General features: G+C 70.5%; 16 protein-coding genes and 1 pseudogene. 4 read left to right on the top strand and 13 right to left on the bottom strand.

The window, feature by feature from the left end; genetic code table 11:
- Positions 1-42 precede the first annotated feature (42 nt).
- The 6 genes and pseudogenes from QE392_RS03860 to QE392_RS03835 form a co-directional block, all read right to left on the bottom strand.
- Positions 43-1452 carry an amidase gene (locus QE392_RS03860; RefSeq protein WP_307448166.1) on the bottom strand — a complete coding sequence of 470 codons (1410 nt, stop codon included), beginning with the start codon at positions 1450-1452 and terminating at the stop codon, positions 43-45.
- Positions 1449-3194 (bottom strand): dipeptide ABC transporter ATP-binding protein, encoded by a 1746-nt coding sequence (locus QE392_RS03855; RefSeq protein WP_307448164.1) that lies wholly within the window; start codon positions 3192-3194, stop codon positions 1449-1451. Before QE392_RS03855 ends, QE392_RS03860 begins: the two co-directional genes overlap by 4 nt.
- On the bottom strand, positions 3194-4084 hold the full coding sequence (locus QE392_RS03850; protein ID WP_307448162.1) for an ABC transporter permease: 891 nt from the start codon (positions 4082-4084) through the stop codon (positions 3194-3196). Before QE392_RS03850 ends, QE392_RS03855 begins: the two co-directional genes overlap by 1 nt.
- Positions 4084-5016 (bottom strand): ABC transporter permease, encoded by a 933-nt coding sequence (locus tag QE392_RS03845; protein ID WP_307448157.1) that lies wholly within the window; start codon positions 5014-5016, stop codon positions 4084-4086. Before QE392_RS03845 ends, QE392_RS03850 begins: the two co-directional genes overlap by 1 nt.
- A gap of 32 nt (positions 5017-5048) precedes the next feature.
- Positions 5049-5765 carry an ABC transporter substrate-binding protein gene (locus QE392_RS03840; protein WP_307448154.1) on the bottom strand — a complete coding sequence of 239 codons (717 nt, stop codon included), beginning with the start codon at positions 5763-5765 and terminating at the stop codon, positions 5049-5051.
- 85 nt (positions 5766-5850) lie between these two features.
- Positions 5851-6369 (bottom strand): annotated as a pseudogene (locus tag QE392_RS03835) (ABC transporter substrate-binding protein); the annotation flags it as partial.
- A 343-nt stretch (positions 6370-6712) separates the two neighbouring features.
- Between QE392_RS03835 and QE392_RS03830 the strand changes: the two are divergent.
- Positions 6713-7453 (top strand): FadR/GntR family transcriptional regulator, encoded by a 741-nt coding sequence (locus QE392_RS03830; RefSeq protein WP_307448151.1) that lies wholly within the window; start codon positions 6713-6715, stop codon positions 7451-7453.
- Between the two features lie 40 nt (positions 7454-7493).
- Here QE392_RS03830 and QE392_RS03825 read toward each other — a convergent pair whose 3' ends face one another.
- Positions 7494-8828, bottom strand: a complete 1335-nt coding sequence (locus QE392_RS03825) for a Glu/Leu/Phe/Val family dehydrogenase (protein WP_307448149.1) — start codon at positions 8826-8828, stop codon at positions 7494-7496.
- Between the two features lie 19 nt (positions 8829-8847).
- Positions 8848-10182: an aspartate aminotransferase family protein gene (locus tag QE392_RS03820; protein ID WP_307448146.1), complete on the bottom strand. Its 1335-nt coding sequence runs from the start codon at positions 10180-10182 to the stop codon at positions 8848-8850.
- A 130-nt stretch (positions 10183-10312) separates the two neighbouring features.
- On the opposite strand from QE392_RS03820, the gene QE392_RS03815 reads away from it, so the two are divergent.
- Complete coding sequence (locus QE392_RS03815; protein ID WP_307448143.1) at positions 10313-11833, top strand: PucR family transcriptional regulator; 1521 nt, start codon at positions 10313-10315, stop codon at positions 11831-11833.
- Positions 11834-11938: 105 nt separating this feature from the next.
- On the opposite strand, the gene QE392_RS03810 is transcribed toward QE392_RS03815, so the two are convergent.
- Both QE392_RS03810 and dnaB read right to left on the bottom strand, forming a co-directional pair.
- On the bottom strand, positions 11939-13468 hold the full coding sequence (locus QE392_RS03810; RefSeq protein ID WP_307448140.1) for a CoA-acylating methylmalonate-semialdehyde dehydrogenase: 1530 nt from the start codon (positions 13466-13468) through the stop codon (positions 11939-11941).
- Positions 13469-13934: 466 nt separating this feature from the next.
- On the bottom strand, positions 13935-15230 hold the full coding sequence (gene dnaB, locus QE392_RS03805) for a replicative DNA helicase (protein WP_373426494.1): 1296 nt from the start codon (positions 15228-15230) through the stop codon (positions 13935-13937).
- A 706-nt stretch (positions 15231-15936) separates the two neighbouring features.
- On the opposite strand from dnaB, the gene QE392_RS03800 reads away from it, so the two are divergent.
- Positions 15937-17328, top strand: coding sequence for a hypothetical protein (locus QE392_RS03800; protein ID WP_307448134.1), 1392 nt, complete (start codon positions 15937-15939; stop codon positions 17326-17328).
- 78 nt (positions 17329-17406) lie between these two features.
- Positions 17407-19182, top strand: coding sequence for a beta strand repeat-containing protein (locus QE392_RS03795; protein ID WP_307448131.1), 1776 nt, complete (start codon positions 17407-17409; stop codon positions 19180-19182).
- Between the two features lie 143 nt (positions 19183-19325).
- On the opposite strand, the gene QE392_RS03790 is transcribed toward QE392_RS03795, so the two are convergent.
- The 3 genes from QE392_RS03790 to QE392_RS03780 are packed head-to-tail and all read right to left on the bottom strand — an operon-like array spanning position 19326 to position 21801.
- Complete coding sequence (locus QE392_RS03790) at positions 19326-20069, bottom strand: amino acid ABC transporter ATP-binding protein (protein ID WP_307448128.1); 744 nt, start codon at positions 20067-20069, stop codon at positions 19326-19328.
- Positions 20066-20932 (bottom strand): amino acid ABC transporter permease, encoded by an 867-nt coding sequence (locus QE392_RS03785; RefSeq protein WP_307448126.1) that lies wholly within the window; start codon positions 20930-20932, stop codon positions 20066-20068. The genes QE392_RS03790 and QE392_RS03785 overlap by 4 nt, the downstream gene beginning before the upstream one ends.
- Before the next feature lie 5 nt (positions 20933-20937).
- The gene (locus tag QE392_RS03780) at positions 20938-21801 is read right to left on the bottom strand and encodes an ABC transporter substrate-binding protein (RefSeq protein WP_307448123.1); all 864 of its coding nucleotides are present in this window, start codon (positions 21799-21801) and stop codon (positions 20938-20940) included.
- Positions 21802-21879: the final 78 nt, after the last annotated feature.

Raw genomic sequence — 21879 nt, 5'->3', positions numbered from 1 at the left:
CGCCGTCACGCGAGCCCACGGCATCCATCCGCCAGAGTCTGCTCAGCTCGGAAACACCGGCCTCGCATCCACCGGCCGCGCCCCCTCATACCAAGCCGTCAGCTGCAACGTCTCCAGATCGGCGAACCGCCGCCCGGAGATCTGCAACCCGATCGGCCGCCCATCCGCCGTGAACCCGCAGTTGATCGACGACGCCGGCTGACCCGACATGTTGTACGGCAGCGTGAACGCGATGTGCGACATGGCCTCGCTCGCGTCGAAGCCCCACGGCATCGGCCACTCGGCGGGGAAGGCCGCCATCGGGGCGACCGGGGCGAGCACGGCGTCGAACGGCGAGGTCGCGGCGACCGTGCGCTTCTGCAGCTCACCGAACGTCTCGTACGCCTCCAGGGCACGACGGCCCGTCATGTCGGAGCCGGGGTGCACCCACTCGGCGATATAGGGCAGCACCGCGATCTTCGCCTCGTGCGACAGGCCCAGGTAGGTGCGCCAGAAGCGGATGCGCCAGAAGTCGTCGATGTCGCGCAGAATGCCGTCGTCGATGAACGCCGGCAGCTCCACGACCTCGGCTCCGGCGTCGGCGAACGTGTCCGCCGCGCGCAGCACCGCGGCCCGCACCTCCGGATCGACGGGCATGCCCGCGCCCGGGTCGAGGTGCACGGCGATGCGGCGCCCCCGCACGTCGGTGTCGAGGTCGAGCCAGTCGATGTCGGCATGCGGAAGCGAGGTGTAGTCGCGCTCGTCGGGGCGCGCGACGGCGTGCATGCCGAGCGCCACATCGGCGACCGTGCGCGCCAGCGGACCCGCCGAGCGCCCGAAGTAGGGGTTGTCGAGCGGGATGCGGCCGTTGCTCGGCTTGAGGGTGGCGACACCCGTCCACGCGGCGGGCAGCCGCACCGAGCCGCCGATGTCGGTGCCCATGTGCACGACGCCGAAGCCGGCCGCGGCGGCCGCTCCCGCGCCCGAGCTCGAGCCGCCGACCGTCCACTCGGGGTTCCACGGGCTGCGGGTGATGCCCGACAGGCTCGACACCCCCGACGAGAGCATGCCCCAGTCGGGCATCGTGGTCGACCCGACGATGACCGCACCTTGTTCGAGCAGGCGCTCCACCACGGGAGAGTCGCGCTCGGGCACGACACCGGCCGTCCCGGCGACACCCGCGTGCGCCGGAATGCCGGCGCGCACGAAGTTCTCCTTCACCGTGACGGGCAGTCCGTCGAGCGGACCCCGCTGCTCGCCGCGCTCCCACCGCGCGGCGGAGGCCGCGGCATCCTGGAGCACCTGGGCGGGATCGAGGTCGGTGAAGGCGTTGATGACGCCGTTGCGGGCGGCGATGTCGGCGAGCACCGACTCGGCGGCATCCACCGGGGTGAGATCCCCCGACGCGTACGCCGCCGTCAGGGCGGCCCCGGTCATCTCGATCGCGGGGGTGATGGTGGGCTGCGCGGTCATCGCGTCTCCTGCACGTGGCTGATGGTCGGAGTCGCGTCGATGAGAACGCGCGTGTACTCCTGCTGGGGGGATGCGTAGACCGACTCGGTCGGACCCTGCTCGACGATCTCGCCCTTGCGCATGACCGCGACGCGGTCGCACAAATACCGCACGACGTGGAGGTCGTGCGAGACGAAGATGAGGGTCAGACGGTACTCGTCCACGAGGTCGGCGAGCAGGTTCAGCACCTGCGCACGCACCGACACGTCGAGGGCACTCACCGGCTCGTCGGCAACGAGGATGCGCGGCCGGCACACCAGCGCCCGCGCGATCGAGATGCGCTGGCGCTGACCACCCGAGAATTGGTGCGGGAAGCGGTCCACCGCATCACGCGGCAGGCCCACCGCCTCGATCATCTCGGCCACGGCATCCGCCCGCTCCTTGGCGTTCATGGCGGTGCCGTGCTCGAGGTTCGCGGCGTTCAGCAGCGGCTCGGCGACGATGTCGCGGATGCGCATGCGCGGGTCGAGCGAGGCCATCGGGTCTTGGAACACGATCTGCAGGTTGCGGCGCAGCTCGGCCAGGTCTTTCGCGCCGGCCTTCACGAGGCTCCGGCCCACGACCTCGAGCTCGCCCGACGTCGGCTGGTCGAGTCCCGACAGCAGACGCAGCAGGGTCGACTTGCCCGACCCCGACTCGCCCACGATGCCGAACCGGTCGCCCGCGGCGATCGAGAACGAGACGCCGTTCAGCGCCTTCACCTCGCGCGGGGCGGTGAACAACGACGTGCGCGGCGACTTGTAGACGCGGGTGAGGTTCTCGACCCGCACCACGTCGCCCGCCACCTCGGGGGCGGCGGCGGTCATGCGCGAGACCGCGTGACCCGGGCGGTAGTTCGCCGCGGTGGCGACCGTGAACAGCTTCCCCTGATCGTCGGTCGCGGAGAGATCGGATGCCGCGAGCAGCCCGCGCGTGTACGGGTGCTGCGGGCGCGTGAAGATCTGATCGATCGTGCCGCGCTCGACGACCTCGCCCTTGTTCATCACGAGAACCCGCTCGCACGTCTCGCCGACCACGGCGAGGTCGTGCGTGATGAAGAGCAGACCCGTATCGCGGCGCTTCACGGTCGCGAGCACCAGGTCGAGCACCTGCTTCTGCACCGTCACGTCGAGCGCCGTCGTCGGCTCGTCGCACACGAGCAGCTCGGGGTCGTTCGCCAGCGCGATGGCGAGCACCACGCGCTGCCGCTGGCCGCCCGAAAGCTGGTGCGGGTACGCCTGCGCAGCCTCGGCGGGCGACGGGATGCCGACATCGTCGAGCAGCTGCAGGGCGCGGGCGGTCGCCGCACGGCGGTCGCGCTGCGTGCCGTGCACGATCATTGCCTCGGCGATCTGGGGACCCACCTGCATGAGCGGGTTGAGCGCGGTCATCGGCTCCTGGAAGACCATGGCCGACCGCGTGCCGCGGATGCCGGCGAGCTCACGCTCACCCAGGTCGACCAGGTTGCGCGGGTCGCTGCCGACGAGCACGCTGCCCTCGGCCCGGAGGTTCGCGGGGAGCAGACCCATCACCGCGAGCGAGGTGAGCGACTTGCCCGAACCCGACTCGCCGATCAGTCCGACACGCTCGCCGCGCTCGATGTGGAACGACAGCTCCGACACGAGCGTGCGGTCGCCGGAGCGGATGGTGAGGCCCGCCACATCGACGGCGCGACCCTCCACCGGAGGGGTGCCCACGGGGCCTGACTGCAGAACGGTGGACATCATCGACTCCTGAGTGTGGGATCGAGCCGGTCGCGCAGACCGTCGCCGAAGAGGTTGAACCCGAGCACGGCCACGGCGATCGCCAGACCCGGGAAGATGATGAGGTAGTCGTTCACACCGAGGAACTGCTGCGAATCCAGCAGCATGCGGCCCCACGACGGGGTGGGCGGCATCGTCCCGAGACCCAGGAACGACAGCCCCGCCTCGGCGAGCACCGCGATGGCGAAGTTGACCGAGCACTGCACGATCAGCATCCCGCCGATGTTCGGCAGCACGTGCCGCAGCGCGATCGCGATCTCGGGACGGTTGGCGGCCTTCGCCGCGAACACGTAGTCCATCGACATCACCTGCAGGGTGCCGGCGCGGGCGACCCGGGCGAACGCCGGTGCCGAACCGATGCCCAGGGCGATCATCGCCGTGACGGTGCCGCCGCCGAAGACCGCACCGAACACGATGGCCAGCAGCAGGCCCGGGAAGGCCATGAGCACATCGCTGCCGCCCATGACGAGCACTCCGGCCCGCTTCGGACGCATCCCGGCCAGGATGCCGAGCGGCGCGCCGATCACCAGGCCGATGGCGACCGCGATCGTGCCGACCAGCATCGTGATCTGCGCCCCCGCCATGACCTGCGAGAGCACGTCGCGGCCGTACCGGTCGGTCCCCATCCAGTGCGCGCCCGAGGGCGGCTGCAGGCGATCGGATGCCACGGCCATCGTCGGGTCGTACGGCGTCCACACGAGCGAGACCAGCGCGGTCAGCGCCACCAGCACGATGAGGGAGCCGCCGATGACGAGGCCCGGCTCGAGCGGTCGGTGTTCGCGGCGGACGCGGACGGCCGCCTCGGAGACGGTGCCGGGGGCCGGACGGTCGGTGAGAGGAGTCGTGGACATCAGGCCCTCCGGAGACGGGGGTCGATCGAGGTGTAGGCCACGTCGACGAGGAAGTTGATGACGACGACCGCGAGCACGAGCAGCAGCACGATGCTCTGCACGGCCAGCAGGTCGCGGTTGGCGACGGCGTCGACCAGGTAGCTGCCGAGGCCCGGGATGGCGAACACCCGCTCCACCACGACGGCGCCGACGAGAAGGCCCGCGAGCTGAACGCCCACGACCGTCAGCACCGGCACCGCGGCGTTCTTGAGGCCGTGCCGCACGAGCGCGGCGTTGGCCGTGAGTCCCTTCGAGCGGGCGGTGCGCAGGAAGTCCTGACCCTTGATCTCGAGCACGGCGGAACGCACGTACCGGGTGAGGATCGAGGCCTGCACCGACCCGAGGGCGAGCACGGGCAGGATCGCGTACCGCAGCACGTCGGGTCCCCACCGCCACCCGCCGGAGGGGAGCAGCCGCAGCTGGATCGCGAAGACGGCGATCAGCAGCATCCCCACGAGGAAGCTCGGGAGGGCGACGCCGACCTGCGAGAGAGCCGACACCACCCCACCGCTGGCCTTGCCATGGCGCATCGCCGAGAGCGTGCCCAGCGGCACGGCCACGACGAGGGCCACGACCATCGCGAGCACGACCAGCAGCAGCGTGACCTGGGCCCGCTCGACCAGGGTGGGTCCGATCGGCGCCTGCGTCACGTACGAGGTGCCGAAGTCACCGCGCAGGATGCCGCCGATCCACTGCAGATACTGCTCCCACAGCGGTGCGGTGGTGCCGTACTGGGCACGCCAGGCGTCGAGCTGCTCGGCCGTGGCGTCGGTCCCGAGGGCGACCGTGGCCGGGTCTCCGGGCATGACCCGCAGCAGCAGGAAGACCAGCAGCGTGGACACCCAGACGGTGGCCAGGAAGGTCCCTGCGAGCTTGAGAAGACGGAGAGGCACGGTCGCCCCCTTTCAGGATCGAATCGGGTGGGTCAGTTCCAGGCGAGCTTCGTCATGTTGAGCGACTCGGTCACCGCGTTGGGCGCGATGCCCTGCAGCCCGGCATCCGCCACGACGATGTTCGGGAAGAGGAACAGAGGGAGGGATGCCACGTCTTCGGCGGTGATCTTCGCGACCTTCTTCATGCCCTCGACCCACTCCTCCTTCGTGCCCGCGTCGGCCGTGGCAGCGATGGGCGCGATCTGCGCGTTGTCGTAGCCGATGTAGTAGTCGGGGTCGTTGAACACCGTGAGGATGTCGCGCGGCTCCACCGCAAGGATGACCGTCATCTCGTAGTCGTCCTTGGTGAAGACCTCGTCGAGCCACACCGCGGGGAACTCGAGGGTCTCGATGGTCGCGGTGACGCCGATCTCGGCGAGCTGCGAGACGACGACCTCGGCGACCGCCGTGGCGTACGGACGCGTGGGCACCTTGAACGTGACCGACAGGTTCTCGGCACCGGCGTCGGCGAGGAGCTCGCGCGCCTTGTCGGGGTCGTACGGGTACAGGTCGTTCAGGTCTTCGTAGTACGGGTCGGTGGGGGGCACCATCGCACCGATGAGCTCGCCGTAGCCGGCCCACGCGGCATCCAGAACCGCCTGACGGTCGATGCCGTACGCGATCGCCTGGCGCACGCGCACGTCGTCGAAGGGCGCGGCCTGGTTGTTGAGGCCGAGCAGGATCTCGCCGTTGGACGAGCCCTGCAGCACCTGGAAGGCGGGGTCGGGTCTCGAACTGCGAGACGAGGTCGGGCGCCTGCATGTTGTAGAGCATGTCGACGTCACCGGCGCGCAGCGCGTTGGTGCTCGCGGTGGCGTCGGCGAAGTAGCGCAGCGTGATGTCCTGCATCGCGGGCGCCTCGCCCCAGTAGTCGTCGCGCGCGGCGAGCGAGATGTGGTCGCCCTGCACGCGCTCGGTGATGGTGAACGGGCCGGTGCCGACGGGGGTGTTGGCCAGGTCGGCGACGCCGTCGGTGTCGAACATGATGCCGACGGTGCCGGCCATGTTGTACAGCCACGAGTTGCTGGGCGTGGTCAGGATGACACGGGCCTCGGTGGGCGAGACGACCTCGACGTGGTCGAGGAGGGCCATCTTGCCCTGGTTGATGGTCCAGTTCGTCTTGACCCGCTCGAGCGAGAACTTCACGTCGTCGGCGGTGAACTCGGCGCCGCTCGAGAAGGTGACACCTTCCTGAAGGGTGAAGTCGTAGGTGAGGCCGTCGTCGCTGACCGTCCACGCGGTCGCGAGCTGCGGGGCGAGCTCGCCGTCCTGGTCGATCGAGACGAGGGTCTCGTAGACGTTGTTGAGCAGCACCTGCGGGATGGCCGCGCCCGAGGTGGTGGTGAGGTCGAAGTTGACCGGTTCGCCGGTCAGTCCGATGGTCGCGACGGGGTCGTGGGCGGGACCTTCGGCGGGTGTGGTGCTGCCCGCGCACGCGGTGAGCGCGAGCGCGAGCGCAGCCGCACCGAGAGCGGCGGCGCCGGAGCGGCGGGAGAGAAGAGTCACGGGTTACTCCTGGGTAGGGGCGTCAATGGACGACAGAACCGGTTTACTGGTCTGACCAGTAATCGAACGATAGGATGACGCCCAGAGCGGAGCAAGCCAGGAAACAGACTGTTTACACGGCGCGTCCTCCACCGAAATCGAGGGACAAAAAGTGGCGTTCACCCCCGTTCAGAAGGTCAGCGCGTACGAGGGAATCGTCGAGCAGATCGAGGCCGCGGTCGACTCCGGCGAGCTTCAGCCGGGCGACCGCCTGCCCGGTGAGCGCCGGCTCATGGAGGACTTCTCGGTCAGTCGCGCCACCGTGCGCGAGGCGCTGCGCGTGCTGCAGGCGACCGGCGTGGTGGAGTCCCGCCCGGGCGACCCGCGGGGGCCGGTGATCGCGGCCTTCACCCCGCGTCTGCTCGAGAAGTCGCTCGGCCAGCTGTCGCGGAGCGCGACCAGCCGCGCCGAGCTGCTGCAGTTCCGGCTGTTCCTCGAGGGGACGGCGAGCTTCCTGGCCGCGCAGCACCACACCGACGAGCAGATGGACCGCATCGACGAGAACTCGCAGCGCTTGCACGACTGCGTCGATTCCGGTGACGTCACCCTCTACCCGGATCTCGTGCGCGCTTTTCACGACACCATCCGCGCGGCCGCGCACAACAGCCTGATCGCGGTGTGCGGCAGCGTCGTCAGCGAGACGATGACCGACCTCATGGGCGGGCGCATCGCGTCGCATCGCGAACCGACCGCTCTGCTGCGGCGCAGCGCCGCCGACGGCACGAAGCTCGTGAACATCATCCGCTCACGCGACGCGCATGCCGCACGCCAGGCGAGCGTCGAGAGCATCTACCGCTTCTACGAGGCCGATCTCACCGTCGCCGAGCGCGAGGCCGTGCGGGCGGCCTTCTGACCCGCCCGCACGGGCTCGGCGCCACGACCACCGCTCCGGCTCAGCCCTCCGACCCGCGCGCGCGCACGGCCGCCGCCACCCGCTCCACGGCGAGCGCGGTCGCCGCCGTGCGCAGGTCGACGCCCTCCGCCGACGCGCGGTCCGCGACGAGCCGCCACGACTCCCTCATACGCTGCGCGAGGCGGTGCTCGACGTCGGCGGCATCCCACCACCATCCCTGCCGCGCCTGCACCCATTCGAAGTAGCTGACGACGACGCCCCCGCCGTTGGCGAGCAGATCGGGCACGATCTCGATCCCGCGATGGCGCAGCGCGGCCTCCGCCGTCGAGGTGACCGGGCCGTTCGCCCCCTCGACGATGATGCGCGCGCTCACGCGGTCGGCGTTCTCGTGGGTGATGACACCCTCGACGGCGGCGGGGATGAGCACGTCGACGGCCTCGGTGAGCACGTCGGCCGCGGCGAGCGCATCGCCGTCGGGGAATCCCGCGACGCTGCCCGTGGCATCGACGTGGGCGGCGAGCGCGGGCAGGTCCAGGCCGTCGAGGGCGCGTGTGCCGCCTCGCACGTCGGCGACCGCAGTCACTCGCACGCCGGCGCGGGAGAGCTCGAGGGCGGCGCCCCGACCGACCTTGCCGAACCCGTGCACCGCCGCTGTCGCCTCACGCGGGTCGATCCCGGCACGCCTTAGCGCGAGCAGTGCGACGGTGGCGACACCCAGCGAGGTGGCGGCGGCCCGGCCCTGCGAGCCGCCGAGCGCGAGCGGTTTGCCGGTGACGACGCCCCACCCCGCACCGCCGGCCGGCGCGGCATCCATCATCCAGGCCATCTCGTCGGCGCCGGACCCGACATCGGGCGCCGGGATGTCGGTGTCCGCCCCCGTGATGGGGGCCACGGCCCGGGCGTAGCGGCGCACGAGACGCTCGTACTCGCCCCGTCCGAGGCCACCGGGGTCGACCGCGATCGCACCCTTCGCACCACCGAACGGCAGGTCGAACAGCGCGCATTTCCACGTCATCCACATCGCGAGAGCGCGCACGGTGTCGAGGTCCGCGTGGGCACTGAACCGGATGCCGCCCTTTCCGGGGCCGCGCGCGAGCGAGTGCTGCACGCGGTGACCGGCCACCATCTCGGTCGTGCCGTCGGGACGCCGCAGCGGCAGCATGACGGTCATCTCGCGGTGCGGCACGCTCAGCACCGCGTGCAGGGCGGGGTCGAGGCCGAGCAGACGGCTCGCCGCCTCGAACTGCGCCCGGGCGTCGCCGAGCGGGCCGCGCGCGCCCCCGCCGGCGCGGTGCAGACGCGCGGCGATCGCGGCGGCGGGTGCGGTCATCATGTCGCGATGGCGGGGGACGGGGGGCACGAGGGTGGTCGACACGGCCGGTGTCCGATCCGCGTCAGCGCGCCGAGGCGAACTCGGTGAGCACCGCGTCGATGATGTCGAGGCCTCGGTGGGCCTCGTCATCGGTGATGACGCACGGCGGCACCACGTGGATGCGGTTGTCGGCGACGAAGGGCAGCAGGCCCCGGCCCAGCAGCGCGGCTTTGAGGGCGCCCATGGTCGCGGCCGAGACCGGCGTCCGCGTCTCGCGGTCGTCGACGAGCTCGATCGCCCAGAACACGCCGCTCCCGCGCACCTCGCCGATCAGCTCGTGACGCTCGGCGAGTGCGGCGAGTCGCGGCCCGATCACCTCGGCACCCACGCGCCGGGCGTTGTCGATGATCCCCTCTTCGCGCATGGCGCCGACGGCGGCGACGATGCTCGCCGCGGCGAGGGGGTGACCCGAGTACGTCAGTCCGCCGGGGAAGACGCGGTCGTCGAAGTGAGCGGCGATCGCGTCGGAGATGATGACGCCGCCGACGGGCACGTAGCCCGAGTTGACGCCCTTGGCGAAGGTGATGAGGTCGGGGGTGATGCCGTGCGCGTCGAACGCGAACCACTCCCCCGTGCGCCCGAATCCGGCCATGACCTCGTCGAGGATGAGCACGATGCCATAGCGGTCGCAGATCTCGCGGACACCGGCGAGGTAGCCCTTCGGCGGCGTCATGACGCCCGCCGTGCCGGGAACGGACTCGAGCAGGATCGCGGCGATCGTCGACGCCCCCTCCGCCTGTACGACCCGCTCGAGGTGGTGCAGCGCTCGCGCGCATTCCTCCTGCTCGGTGGTGGCCCAGAACTCCGAGCGGTACAGGTAGGGGCCGAAGACGTGCACGTGGCCGCGGGCGTACTCGTTGGGGATGCGGCGCCAGTCGCCGGTGGCGACGATCGCGGCACCGGTGTTGCCGTGATACGAGCGGTAGCGCGAGATGACCTTGTCGCGGCCGGTGAACAGGCGGGCCATGCGGATGGCGTTCTCGTTCGCGTCGGCCCCGCCGTTGGTGAAGAACACCTTCGAGAAGCCCGCGGGAGCGACCTCGCAGATCATCGCCGCGGCCTGTGCGCGGGTGGCGTTCGCGTGGGCGGGCGCGACGGTGGTGAGCAGCTCCGCCTGCGCCTGGATGGCCGCGACGACCTTTGGATGCTGGTGGCCGATGTTCACGTTGACCAGCTGGCTCGAGAAGTCGAGGTACTCGTTGCCCTCGGCATCCCACACCACGCATCCGGCGCCCGACACGATCGGCATCGGCGCGAGCGAGCCTTGGGCCGACCAGGAGTGGAAGACGTGGGTGCGGTCGGCCTCCGAGATGTCGGCGTTGGGCGTGGCGGGGGCGGCGTCTGCGATGAGTGTCATGGGTCCTCGATGCTCGGAATGGTCGTCGCGTTCATCCTGCTCTCGCAAGCGGACCGATACGATGCCGATGTGTCGTTCGCCTTCAGCCCTGATCGACCGAACGGCAGATTGGAAGAAGAGGGGATGCCGCGTGCCCGCTGACCTGCGCTCACTCATGGCCGACCCCACCTTCCGCCTGACGCCCCTGGCATCCGTCGACGAGTCGACCCTCGCGGCTCCGCTCGCGTGGGCGCACAATTCCGATCTGCCCGACCCGACGCCGTGGCTCGAGCCGGGCGGCCTGCTGCTCACCGACGGCGCGCCGTTCCTCCCTCCGCACAGCGCCGACCCGGGCGACTACGTCGCGCGCCTGGTCGGTCTCGGGGTGCGTGCTCTCGGCGTCTCGGTCGGCATCCTCCTGTCGGAGGTGCCGGCCCCACTGATCGAGCAATGTGCGCGGCATGGTCTGCCGCTGCTGGAGGTGTCACGTGAGACGCCGTTCATGGGCATCATCAAGGCGGTGTCCGATGCGACGGCCGCCGACGAACGCGCGCGCCTGGAACGCTCCCTCCTCGCGCAGCGGCGGGTGGCGCGGGCCGCGCTCCGCCCCGACGGACTGAGCGCGATCCTGCGCGAACTCGAGCAGGCGCTGCAGACGTGGGTCGCGCTGTTCGACGCGGCCGGGGCGCGCGTGCTCGTGCCGCAGACGAGCGGTGTCCCCACCGCGCTCGAAGACGACGTGAGCGAAGCGGTCGGCACCGTCCTGGCCGGCCGACGGGCGGCGGCCGCCCGGGTGAGCCTCGGCGGGGTGGGCGAGGTGATGCTGCAGACCCTGGGCCAGGGCGGACAGCTCCGGGGAGTGCTCGCGGTGGGCATCGCCGGCGAATCCTTCGACCGGGCGCGGCAAGACCTCGTCGACAGCGTGATCGCCCTCGCCAGCATCTCGCTCGAACAGAGCAGCACGCTCGACATCGCACGTCGGCGTTTGCGCAGCGGCATCCTGGAATTGCTCGCCGCGGGCGTGACGGGGGTCGCGGGCGACACGGTGCGTCACCTGTGGGGGCGTCTGCCGGCGGAGCCGATCCGCGTGGCCCGCCTCGCCGTCGCGCACTCGGATGACGCGCTCGACACGCACCCGTTGATCCCGGCGCTCGAGGTGGTGGCCGAGAAGCGTCCCGGTGCGCTGTTCTTCGCCGAGCAGGGCGAGCACGTCGTGGCCGTGTTCCGCGACGGCGACGACGCGGGGCTCTTCGACGCGGCGGCACCGCACGGTCCGACGGGCGGGGTGTCGTCGCGTGTGGGGTGGGATGACTTCGCGGTGGCGCTCACCGAGGCGCGTCGCGCGGAGGAGCGCAGCTCGGCGCGACAGCCCGTCGTGTTCTTCGACGAGCTCGCCGGTGCGGGAATCCTCGGGCATCTCGAGCAGACGCGCGCGCACGAGGTCGCCCGCCACATCCTGCTCCCCCTCGCCGACGACGTCGAGCTCCGGCGCATCCTCGAGGTGTGGCTCGAGCACAACGGCTCGTGGGGACCGGCGGCCGACGAGCTCGGCATCCACCGTCACACCCTGCGCCACCGCGTCGACGGCGCAGCCGTGCGTCTCGGGCTCGACCTCGACGGCTTCGCCGGCCGCGCCGAGCTGTGGAACGCGCTGCAGCTGACGGCGGAATGACGAACGCCGAGCCTCCCGCACCGACGCGTGAGTCGCCAGGATGTGTCGCCGCGGCATGACCGGAAGCGACACATCCTGGCGACTCGCGCGAGGGGGCAGGGAGCCTCAGCTGTTCTGGGGGAAGCCGAGGTTGATGCCGCCGTGGGTGGCGGGGTCGAGCCAGCGGCTGGTGACGGCCTTCTCGCGGGTGAAGAAGTCGAAGCCGTGCACACCGTACGCCTTGGCGTCGCCGAACAGGCTCTTCTTCCACCCGCCGAACGAGTGATACGCGACGGGGACCGGGATGGGCACGTTGATGCCGATCATGCCGACCTGCACCTCGTTCTGGAAGCGGCGGGCGGCTCCTCCGTCGTTCGTGAAGATCGCGGTGCCATTGCCGAACTCGCCGCTGTTGATCAGGTCCAGGCCCTCCTCGTAGGAGGAGACCCGCACGACGGAGAGGACGGGCCCGAAGATCTCCTCCGTGTACGCCCGGCTCGTGGTGGGGATGCCGTCGATGAGGGTGGGGCCGAAGAAGAAGCCGTCCTCGTGGCCGGCGACTTCGTAGTTGCGCCCGTCGACGACGATCTTGGCGCCGTCGGCCTCGGCGATGTCGACGTACGACGAGACCTTGTCGCGGTGCACGTCGGTGATCAGCGGACCCATGTCGGGCTCGACGCCGTCGACACCCGCGCCGTTGCCGATGCGCAGCTTCTTGATGCGCTCGGTGATCTTCGCGACGAGGTCGTCGGCGACGGGCTCCACCGCCAGGACCACGCTGATCGCCATGCAGCGCTCACCGGCCGCACCGTAACCGGCGTTGACGGCGGAATCGGCGACGAGGTCGAGGTCGGCATCCGGCAGGACGAGCATGTGATTCTTCGCCCCACCCAGGGCCTGCACGCGCTTGCCGTTCTTCGACGCGGTCTCGTAGATGTACTGCGCGATCGGCGTCGACCCGACGAACGAGATCGACTGCACGACCGGGCTGGTCAGCAGACCGTCCACGGCGAGCTTGTCGCCCTGAAGGACGGTGAACGCGCCGTCGGGGAGCCCGGCTTCCTTCCACAGCTTTGCCATCCACAGCGCCGCCGACGGGTCCTTCTCGGAGGGCTTCAGCACGACCGCGTTCCCCGCCGCGAGAGCGATGGGAACGAACCACAGCGGCACCATGACGGGGAAGTTGAAGGGGGAGATGACGCCGACTACACCCAGCGGCTGCTTGAGGGAGTAGACGTCGACGCCGGTGGAGGCGTTCTCGCTGTAGGCGCCCTTGATCAGGTGCGGGAACCCGGTGGCCAGCTCCACGACCTCCTGGCCGCGGAGGATCTCGCCCATGGCATCCGAGACGACTTTGCCGTGCTCACTGGTCACCAGGCGAGCCAGCTCGGGCTTTCGGGCGTTGAGGAGCTCGCGAAAGGCGAAGAGGACGGCCTGGCGCTTGGCGATCGAGTAGGTCGACCACACGCGGAACCCCGCCTCGGCGGACGCGATCGCCTGATCGATCTCGTCCTGGTTCGCCAGAGCCACCTCGGCCTGCACGGCACCGGTCGCGGGGTTGTACACGGGCGCCGTCCGGCCCGAGGTCGAGGCACGCTCCGCTCCGTCGATCCAGTGCGAGACCACCGCGACGTCGACCAGCGACTGATTTGCCATCCTGTCCTCCTCTATCGGCGCCGTCAGGCGCAAGAGCGACAGTACGGCCGTCCCGGTTCCGCGCATTCTGCCGTCTGGTCGAACGGTCGCGGTGCGGTCCGACACATCGGCAGAGGTGCCCGCGGCAGAACCGAAGTCGCAGGCAGTCAGTCGGTCAGCTCCGCGGCTGGTCGAAGACGGAGAACACGTTGCCCTCCGGGTCCGTGAACCCCTGCACCTGGCCGGTGCCCGCCTCGTCCTGCCCGCCCGCGACTGGGACGTCCGGGTGCTCCGCGACCCCGTCAGCGGCACGTCTGGGCGACGCGGGTGGCGGTGACGAGATAGCCGCAGGACGGTTGAGCCGTCCCGAGCACGCCGCGTCGAAACCGAGCGTCCGCTCGTGGAAGTCGGGCGGCCGCTGCCAGGTCCGAGACCGGTGAGACAAGAACAAGATTCGGCCGTGACGCCGAGGGGGCCGGGTTCTCGACTACATCCCCGGCGCCATATCCGCGAACCGCGAATAGTGCCCCTGGAACGCCACGGTGATGGTGTCGGTCGGACCGTTACGGTGCTTCGCCACAATCAGGTCGGCCTCGCCCGCGCGCGGGGAGTCCTTCTCGTAGGCGGCCTCGCGGTGCAGCAGCACCACCATGTCGGCATCCTGCTCGATCGAGCCCGACTCACGTAGGTCGCTCAGGGCCGGCTTCTTGTCGGCGCGCTGCTCAGCGCCACGGTTCAGCTGAGAGAGGGCGATGACGGGAACCTGCAGCTCCTTCGCCATCAGCTTCAGCGCACGCGAGAATTCACTGACCTCTTGCTGGCGCGACTCGACGCGCTTGCCGCTGGTGAGCAGCTGCAGGTAGTCGATGACGACCATCTTCAGACCCTCACGCTGCTTGAGGCGACGGCACTTGGCGCGGATCTCGACCAGCGTCATGTTGGGGCTGTCGTCGATGTAGAGGGGGGCGTCGTTGATGCGGCCACGGGTGGCGGCGACGGTGGTCCAGTCGCGGGAGTCGAGCGTTCCCTTGCGCATGCTCTGCAGGGGGATCTGCCCCTCGGCGCTGAGCAGGCGCATGGCGATCTCGCTGCGACCCATCTCGAGCGAGAAGAAGATGCAGGGCGCGTTCGACTTGATGGCGGCTGCGCGGGCGAAGTCGAGCGCGAGCGTCGACTTACCCATGGCGGGGCGGGCGGCGAGCACGATCATCTGACCCGGGTGCAGGCCGTTGGTCAGCTGGTCGAGTCCGGCGAAGCCGGTGGGGATGCCGGTCATCGACCCGTCGCGACCGCGAGCGGCTTCGATCTCTTCGACCGCGGCATCCACCGCCATCGTCAGGGGGATGTAGTCCTCGGCGCTGTCGTCGCCCGAGACGTTGTAGATCTCGGCCTGGGCGCTGTTGACGAGCTCGACCGGGTCGCCCTCGCCGGCGTAGCCCATCTGCACGATGCGGGTGCCCGCCTCGACCAGGCGGCGCAGCATCGCGCGCTCCGAGACGATCGACGCGTAGTACCCGGCATTGGCCGCGGTCGGCACGATCGAGGTGAGCGTGTGGAGGTAGTCCGCTCCCCCGGCGCGCTGCAGCTCGCCCGTCTTGATGAGCTCGTCGGTGACGGCGACGACGTCGGTGGGCTCGCCGTGCGAGTAGAGCGTGAGGATGGCCTCGAAGATCAGCTCGTGCTTGGGCACGTAGAAGTCGGGACCGCGAAGGGTCTCGATGACATCGGCCACGGCATCCTTCGACAAAAGCATGCCGCCCAGCGCGCTCTGCTCGGCGAGCATGTCGTGCGGGGGCGTGCGCTCGGGGCGCGGTGCTTTTCCGAGACGTTCTTCGGCGATGTCAGCGATCGACACAGGCTCTCCTTCTGATCTCGGGCGCCCCGGCACCGCTTCGTCGCGCGGGCGCGAACGGAGGGAGGTGGCGAGTGGTGGAACGTCCTCGGAGGCATCGAATCACCCACGTCCGACATCGACGCGCGCGGATGGTGACCGGTGTGCCCGAAGGGCTGCCCCCACGCTAGATATCGCCTCCTCCCCATGCAAACAGGCCTGTGGATAACTCTGTGGAGAGTGTGCGGGAAACGCCGCCGTGTCTGTGCACAACTCCTGTGGAGAACTCGGTGGATGAATGTGGATTGCGGCCCGTATGGGCATCCTGACCTGGGCTTTTCTTGTCCACAGGATGTGTGGGGAAATCCGGGTTGAAGTAGGCCTTGAAGGTTCTCCGACTTGACAAACGCATGTGTACAACTCGGGGGATAACTCGGCCGAGGCCCTACCGATCGTCGGCGTCCTGTCAAATCTCGGCGACGCGCGGCGTGTCGCCGTTTATCCAGCGGCCACGGACGAATCACGCAGAGTTCACCCCCGACACTTTCGCCCGGATGAACTCGGGCGTATCGTCGCCGCTCTGGAGGAGTCGGCGATTCACCATGGGGGGCGAATCATGGATGCCACGTGGCGGTCAGGGGCGCCGCGCATACTGCGCGTGTTCCTGTTCGGCCTGCTCGTGGCCCTCGCCGTCGCCCTGATCTCTCTCTTCGCATCCGCCTCCTCGGCGTTCGCCGCCGACTCCGGGTCGGGTCTGCTGGGCGGCGCCGGTACAACGGTGAATGCGGTGACCGATACCGCCTCCGATGTCGTGGAGCCGGTCGCCACCGACGTGGTCGAGCCCGTCGCCACCACCGTCGTGGCGCCGGCTGCCGCTGCGGTGCCGCCGTCGGTGGCCGACGTCGTGGAGCCCGTCGCCGATGACGTCGTCGAGCCCGCCGCTCACACCGTCGTCGACCCCGCTCCCACCGCCGTCGTGGAGCCTGTCGCTACCGCCGCGGTCCAGCCGACAACCCTCGTGGAGCCCACGACAGACGTCGTCGAGATGGCCGCACAGGCGGTCGTCGAGCCCGTGGCGGCGGTCGTCGTGAGCCCTGTGGCCGACATGGCCGGTGAGTCTGTGGCATCCGTCGCTCAGGTGGTTCCGGCTTCGGGAGCGGACGTCGTCGCGCCGGCCACCGACTCCGCCCTTGCCGTCGTCGCCACCGTCAGCGCGGTCGTTCCGGATGCCATCAGCGAGGTCGTTCCCGATGCCATCGGCACGGGCGGCGCGGTCGTGGACACCGTCGGCACCGCCACCACGATCCTCAGCGGCGCGGGGGACACGGCGAACACGGCCGTCACCGGCACCCTCGGTGCCGTCACGGGTGTCGTGACCGAGGTCGCTTCATCAGGCGTGGTGGGCGCGGTCGTCGATCCGGTCGTCGACACCGCCGAGTCCCTCCCCGTCGTGGGTGCGGTGGTCGAGCACACCGGGCTCGGCGCAATCGTCACGGATGTCGCCGGCACCGTCGACGAAACCCTGCCGGTCGTCGTGGGCACGGTGCCCGAGATCTCCCCGATCGTGCCCGCGGTTCCGGGTGGAGCCGGCGGGCTTCTGCCGTCCGCACCGGGCCGCACGGCTCCTCCCGTGACGCCGACGGCACCCGCGGGCAGCGAGACGCCGACCGCGCCGGACGCCATCGCCCCTGCTCTTGCGGCACCGACGTCTCCTGCACAGACCGCCACCGTGTCCGCCCCGGCGCCGACGTCGGCCGACCGCATCGCGCGCTTCTTCGACGCCGTGGCGACGGCATCCGTCCCCTCCTCGGCGGATGCCCCGTCGCCCTCCGACGGCTCCCCCACCGACGACGTGGTCGCTCTGACCCTGGGTGCGGGTGCGGGCGCCGGATCTTCGGCATCCACGGGCTCGGGAGCGGGCGGTGCCACCGCCGCCACCTTGGAGCCTGGCGCATTCTCGGCGGCTCTGGCCCTTCTGGCTCACGGGGGCGCCGTCGACGACGACCTCCCCGCCATCCCCGTCTACGACACCGACGCTTCTCCTGACTGAGGCCGGTCGCGCCGTGCTCCGCACGGCAGACGATCCCGCGCGCACGCGCACCCTCACTCACCTTCAGGAGAAACTCTCATGCGCAAGATCCACTCGCGCGTCCTCATGGGCGCGCTCGTCGGGGGCGGCTTGGTCGTCCTCGGATGCGGCGTCGCGAACGCCGCGGAACCCTCGGGGGCCGACAGCCTGCTCGGCGGCAACCAGGGCGTCGTTGCGGTCGACGCGCCCGTGACGGTCGGCGGCAACGCCGTCTCGGTCGTCGGCGACAGCACCAGCACGGATGCCACGACGTCGGACGGCTCGGACGGCTCAGGTGGTTCGGCCGGCTCCGTCGGCGACGTCAGCACTGACGGCGCCGACAGCCTGCTCGGCGGCAACCAGGGCATCGTCTCGGTCGACGTCCCAGTGACCGTGGGCGGCAGCGCCGTCTCCGTCGTCGGCGACAGCGACAGCGACAGCACGGATGCCACCACCTCGGACGGGTCGGACGGCTCAGGCGGCTCGGCCGGCTCCGGCGGCGACGTCAGTACCGACGGCGCGGACAGCCTGCTCGGCGGCAACCAGGGCGTCGTCTCGGCCGACGTTCCGGTGACCGTGGGCGGCAACGCCGTCTCCGTCATCGGCGACAGCGACAGCACGGACGCCGACACCTCAGGCGGCGGCAGTGACGGCGGACAGGCAGGTGACGCCACCACCGACGGCACCGACAGCCTGGCCGGCGGCAACCAGGGCGTCGTCTCGGTCGACGTTCCCGTGACCGTGGGCGGCAACGCCGTCTCCGTCGTCGGCGACAGCAACAGCACGGATGCCACCACCTCGGGCGGCGCCAGCGGCGGCGGGCAGGCAGGTGACGCCACCACCGGCGGCACCGACAGCCTGACCGGCGGCAACCAGGGCGTCGTCTCGGTCGACGTTCCCGTGACCGTGGGCGGCAACGCCGTCTCCGTCATCGGCGACAGCGACAGCACAGATGCCACCACCTCGGGCGGAACGACCGACGCAGGTGGCTCGGCGGGCTCCGTCGGCGACGTCAGCACGGCCGGCGCGGACAGCCTGCTCGGCGGCAACCAGCTGATCGCCCCGATCTCGCTGCCCGTCACCGTCGGAGGCAACGCCATCTCCGTCGTCGGCGACAGCACCTCGGAGGACACCACCACAACCGGCGGCGCCAACGGCGGACACGCGGGTGACCCCACCACGGGCGGCACCGACAGCATCCTCGGCGGCAACCAGCTGATCGCCCCGATCTCGCTGCCCGTCACCGTCGGCGGCAACGCCGTGTCGATCATCGGCGACAGCCACACCGGCGGGTCGCACACCGGCACCCCGGCAACGCCCGGAACCCCGGGGAACCCCGGCACGCCCGGCACCCCCGGCACCCCGGGGAACCCCGGAACCCCCGGCGCTCCTGGCACACCTGGCACCCCCGGCACCCCGGGGACTCCCGGCAGCCCCGGCACCCCCGGAGCCCCCGGAACCCCCGGCACCCCCGGAACCCCCGGAACCCCCGGAACACCCGGAACACCCGGAACACCCGGCACGCCTGGCACCCCCGGAACGCCCGGCAACCCTGGCACCCCCGGAAGGCCCGGCAACCCGGGGAACCCCGGAACGCCCGGCAACCCGGGAAACCCCGGAACGCCGGGGAACCCCGGCACCTCGGCAACGTCCATGCCCGTTCAGGGCACCACGGCGTCGGTGAGCTCCGCGACGGGGCTGCCTCTGGCATCCGCTCCTCGGACGCTCGCCGTGACCGGGAGTGACCTCGGCGGTGTGTGGGGCCTGGGCGTCGGTGCCCTCGCCCTGCTCGTCACCGGACTGATCGCGAGGTCGCGCCGGAACCGCATGGCCTGACGAACAAGCGCGCGACGCCGCAGACGCCGGCTGCCGGGGCCCACCCCCGGCGGCCGGTGTCGCCGTGCGCAGCCGAGCCGGCTAGAAGGCGCGACGGTGAAGAACTGCCCACCGGCCGCGGCGAACCGGTGTCTGAAGGCGGCTCAGAGCGCCCCGCCGCGCCGCTCCCGCTCGAGAAACGCGACGGTGTCGGGATGCTGCGGATCGTCGAGGATCTGCGACGGAGGACCCTGCTCGACGATGCGCCCCCCCTTCATGAACACGATGCGATCCGCCACCTCGCGGGCGAACGACATCTCGTGCGTGGCCATGAGCATGGTGGATCCGCGGTCTCGCAGCACGCGGACGAGGTCGAGCACCTCGCCCACGAGCTGAGGGTCGAGCGCCGAGGTGATCTCGTCGAGCAGCAGCAGTTCGGGGTCGGTCATCACGGCGCGCACGATGGCGACGCGCTGCTGCTGCCCGCCCGACAGCCGGTCGGGGAACTCGCGGGCCTTGGCACCCAGCCCGAGCTGTTCGAGCAGCTCGGTACCGCGGGCGTAGGCCTCGGGCTTCGGCATCCGGTGCACTTTGCGCGCGGCGAGGGTGACGTTGTCGATCACCCGCAGGTGCGGGAAGAGGTTGAAGTGCTGGAAGACCACGCCGATGCGGGCGCGGGCGGCATCCTGATCGATCGTCGGGTCGGTCAGGTCGTCGCCGCTCAGCAGGATCTGCCCGTCGTCGACGCGCTCGATGAGGTTGATGGTGCGCAGCAGCGTCGACTTGCCCGACCCCGAGGCGCCGATCAGCACGACCACCTCGTGCTGCTCGATCGAGAGATCGATGCCGTCGAGCACCACGTGATCACCGAATGCCTTGCGCACGCGCAGCACGTCGAGCACGCTCACACCACACCGCCCATCTGCTCGCGCTTCGCCAGTCGCGCCGAGACGTAGTCGGTGAGGCGGATCATCGGAAGCGCCATCGCCACGAACAGCAGAGCGGCCACGATGTACGGCGTGAAGTTGTAAAGCTGGGCCGCCTCGATCTGTGCCGCGCGCACGGCATCCACTGCTCCCCCGAGCACCGAGATGAGACCGACGTCTTTCTGCATCGACACAAAGTCGTTCATGAGCGCCGGGACGACCTTGCGCACGCCCTGCGGGATCACGACGATCCGCAGCGTCTGACCGTGCGTCAAGCCCAGCGAACGGGCCGCGACGCGCTGCGACGGGTGCACCGCCTCCATCCCCGCGCGCAGCACCTCGGCGATGTACGCCGAGTACGTCAGCACGATCGCGACGGTCCCCCACAGCACCGCGGGCACGCGACCGAAGACTCCCAGCGCCGGCAGACCGAAGCCCACCAGGTACAGCACGATCAGCAGTGGGATGCCACGGAAGAGGTCGGTATAAATGGTCGCGAGCGCGCGGAGGGGGAAGAACACCGGGCCCCGCAGCGAGCGCAGCATCGCCAACGTGATCCCGAGGATCGCCGCGGCGATCGCGGCGACGATCAGCACCTGGATGTTGACCCACAGGCCGGTGAGGATCGCGGGGAAGACCGCGATCGCGATGTCGACGTCGAAGAAGCTCCGCCGCACGTCTTCCCAGCCGGGGCTGGAGAGGATCGCCCAGCCGACCACGACGACGAACACCACCGAGCTGACCAGCGCGATGAGCACCGACCGCGTCGACTGCCGCCGCCGCGTGGCACGCCGTGCGAGTTCGAGCTCGCTCGGGTGCCACGCGGTGGCCGACGGGGATGTCACGACTGTCAGCCGAGCACGGGCGCGTCGACCGCGTCGGCGAGCCACTTCTGCTGCAGCTCGTCGAGGGTCCCGTCGGCGCGCAGGGCGTCGACCGCTTCCGACACCGGCGCGGTCAGAGCCGACCCCTTCGGCAGCACGAAGGCCAGTTCGTCGCCGCCGGCGGAGGAGTCGGGCAGCTGACCGACGACCTCGCCGTCGTCGAGCACGGCACCGGCGAGGTAGAAGGCGGTGGGCAGGTCGACCACGATGGCATCGACCTGGCCCGCCTGCAGGGCGGCGACGGCGTCGTCGTTGGAGTTGAAGACGCTGAGGTTGGCGGTACCCAGCTGCTCCTCGGCGACCGAGTAACTCGTGGTCGCGCTCATCACGCCGACGGGGACGTTCTTGAGTTCAGCCACGGTGGTGGCGGATGCCGCGGGCGACGACCCGGTCGTCACGACGGCCTGCGTCGTGGTGTAGTACGGCGACGAGAAGTCGACGGCCTGCTTGCGCTCCTCGGTGATGGAGAACTGCTGCAAGTTGAGGTCCCAGTCCTTGGCCCCGGGAGCGATGGCGCTGTCGAAGGTGGAGCGCACCCAGACGACGTTCTCTTTGTCGAAGCCGAGCTGCGTCGCGACCGCGTCGGCGACGGCGGCCTCGAAGCCCTCACCCGAGGCGGGGTCGTCGTTCTCGACCCACGGCGAGAACGCCGGCTCGCCCGTCGCGATGGTGAGCTTGCCGGGGGTCACCGTCTGCAGGGCGCCCTCCGAGGCGGGCGCTGCCGGATCGGAGCCGGTCGGCGCGAACGCGCAGGCGGTCAGCGAGAGGGCGGTGGCGGCGACGACGGCGGTCAGGGCGGCGGTGCGACGCAGGCGTGCGAAAACGGTCACGGTGTCTCCTCGTGGACGTATCGGGGTCATCCCCGGAGTGCTGTGTGGTGCATATGGTATCGAGCGCATGTTTCGGTG

Origin of the sequence: Microbacterium proteolyticum, assembly GCF_030818075.1 — a bacterium.
GTDB lineage: Bacteria > Actinomycetota > Actinomycetes > Actinomycetales > Microbacteriaceae > Microbacterium > Microbacterium proteolyticum_A.
Note: the sequence above shows the minus strand (reverse complement) of the source record. Positions and strands in the feature narration are given on the sequence as shown.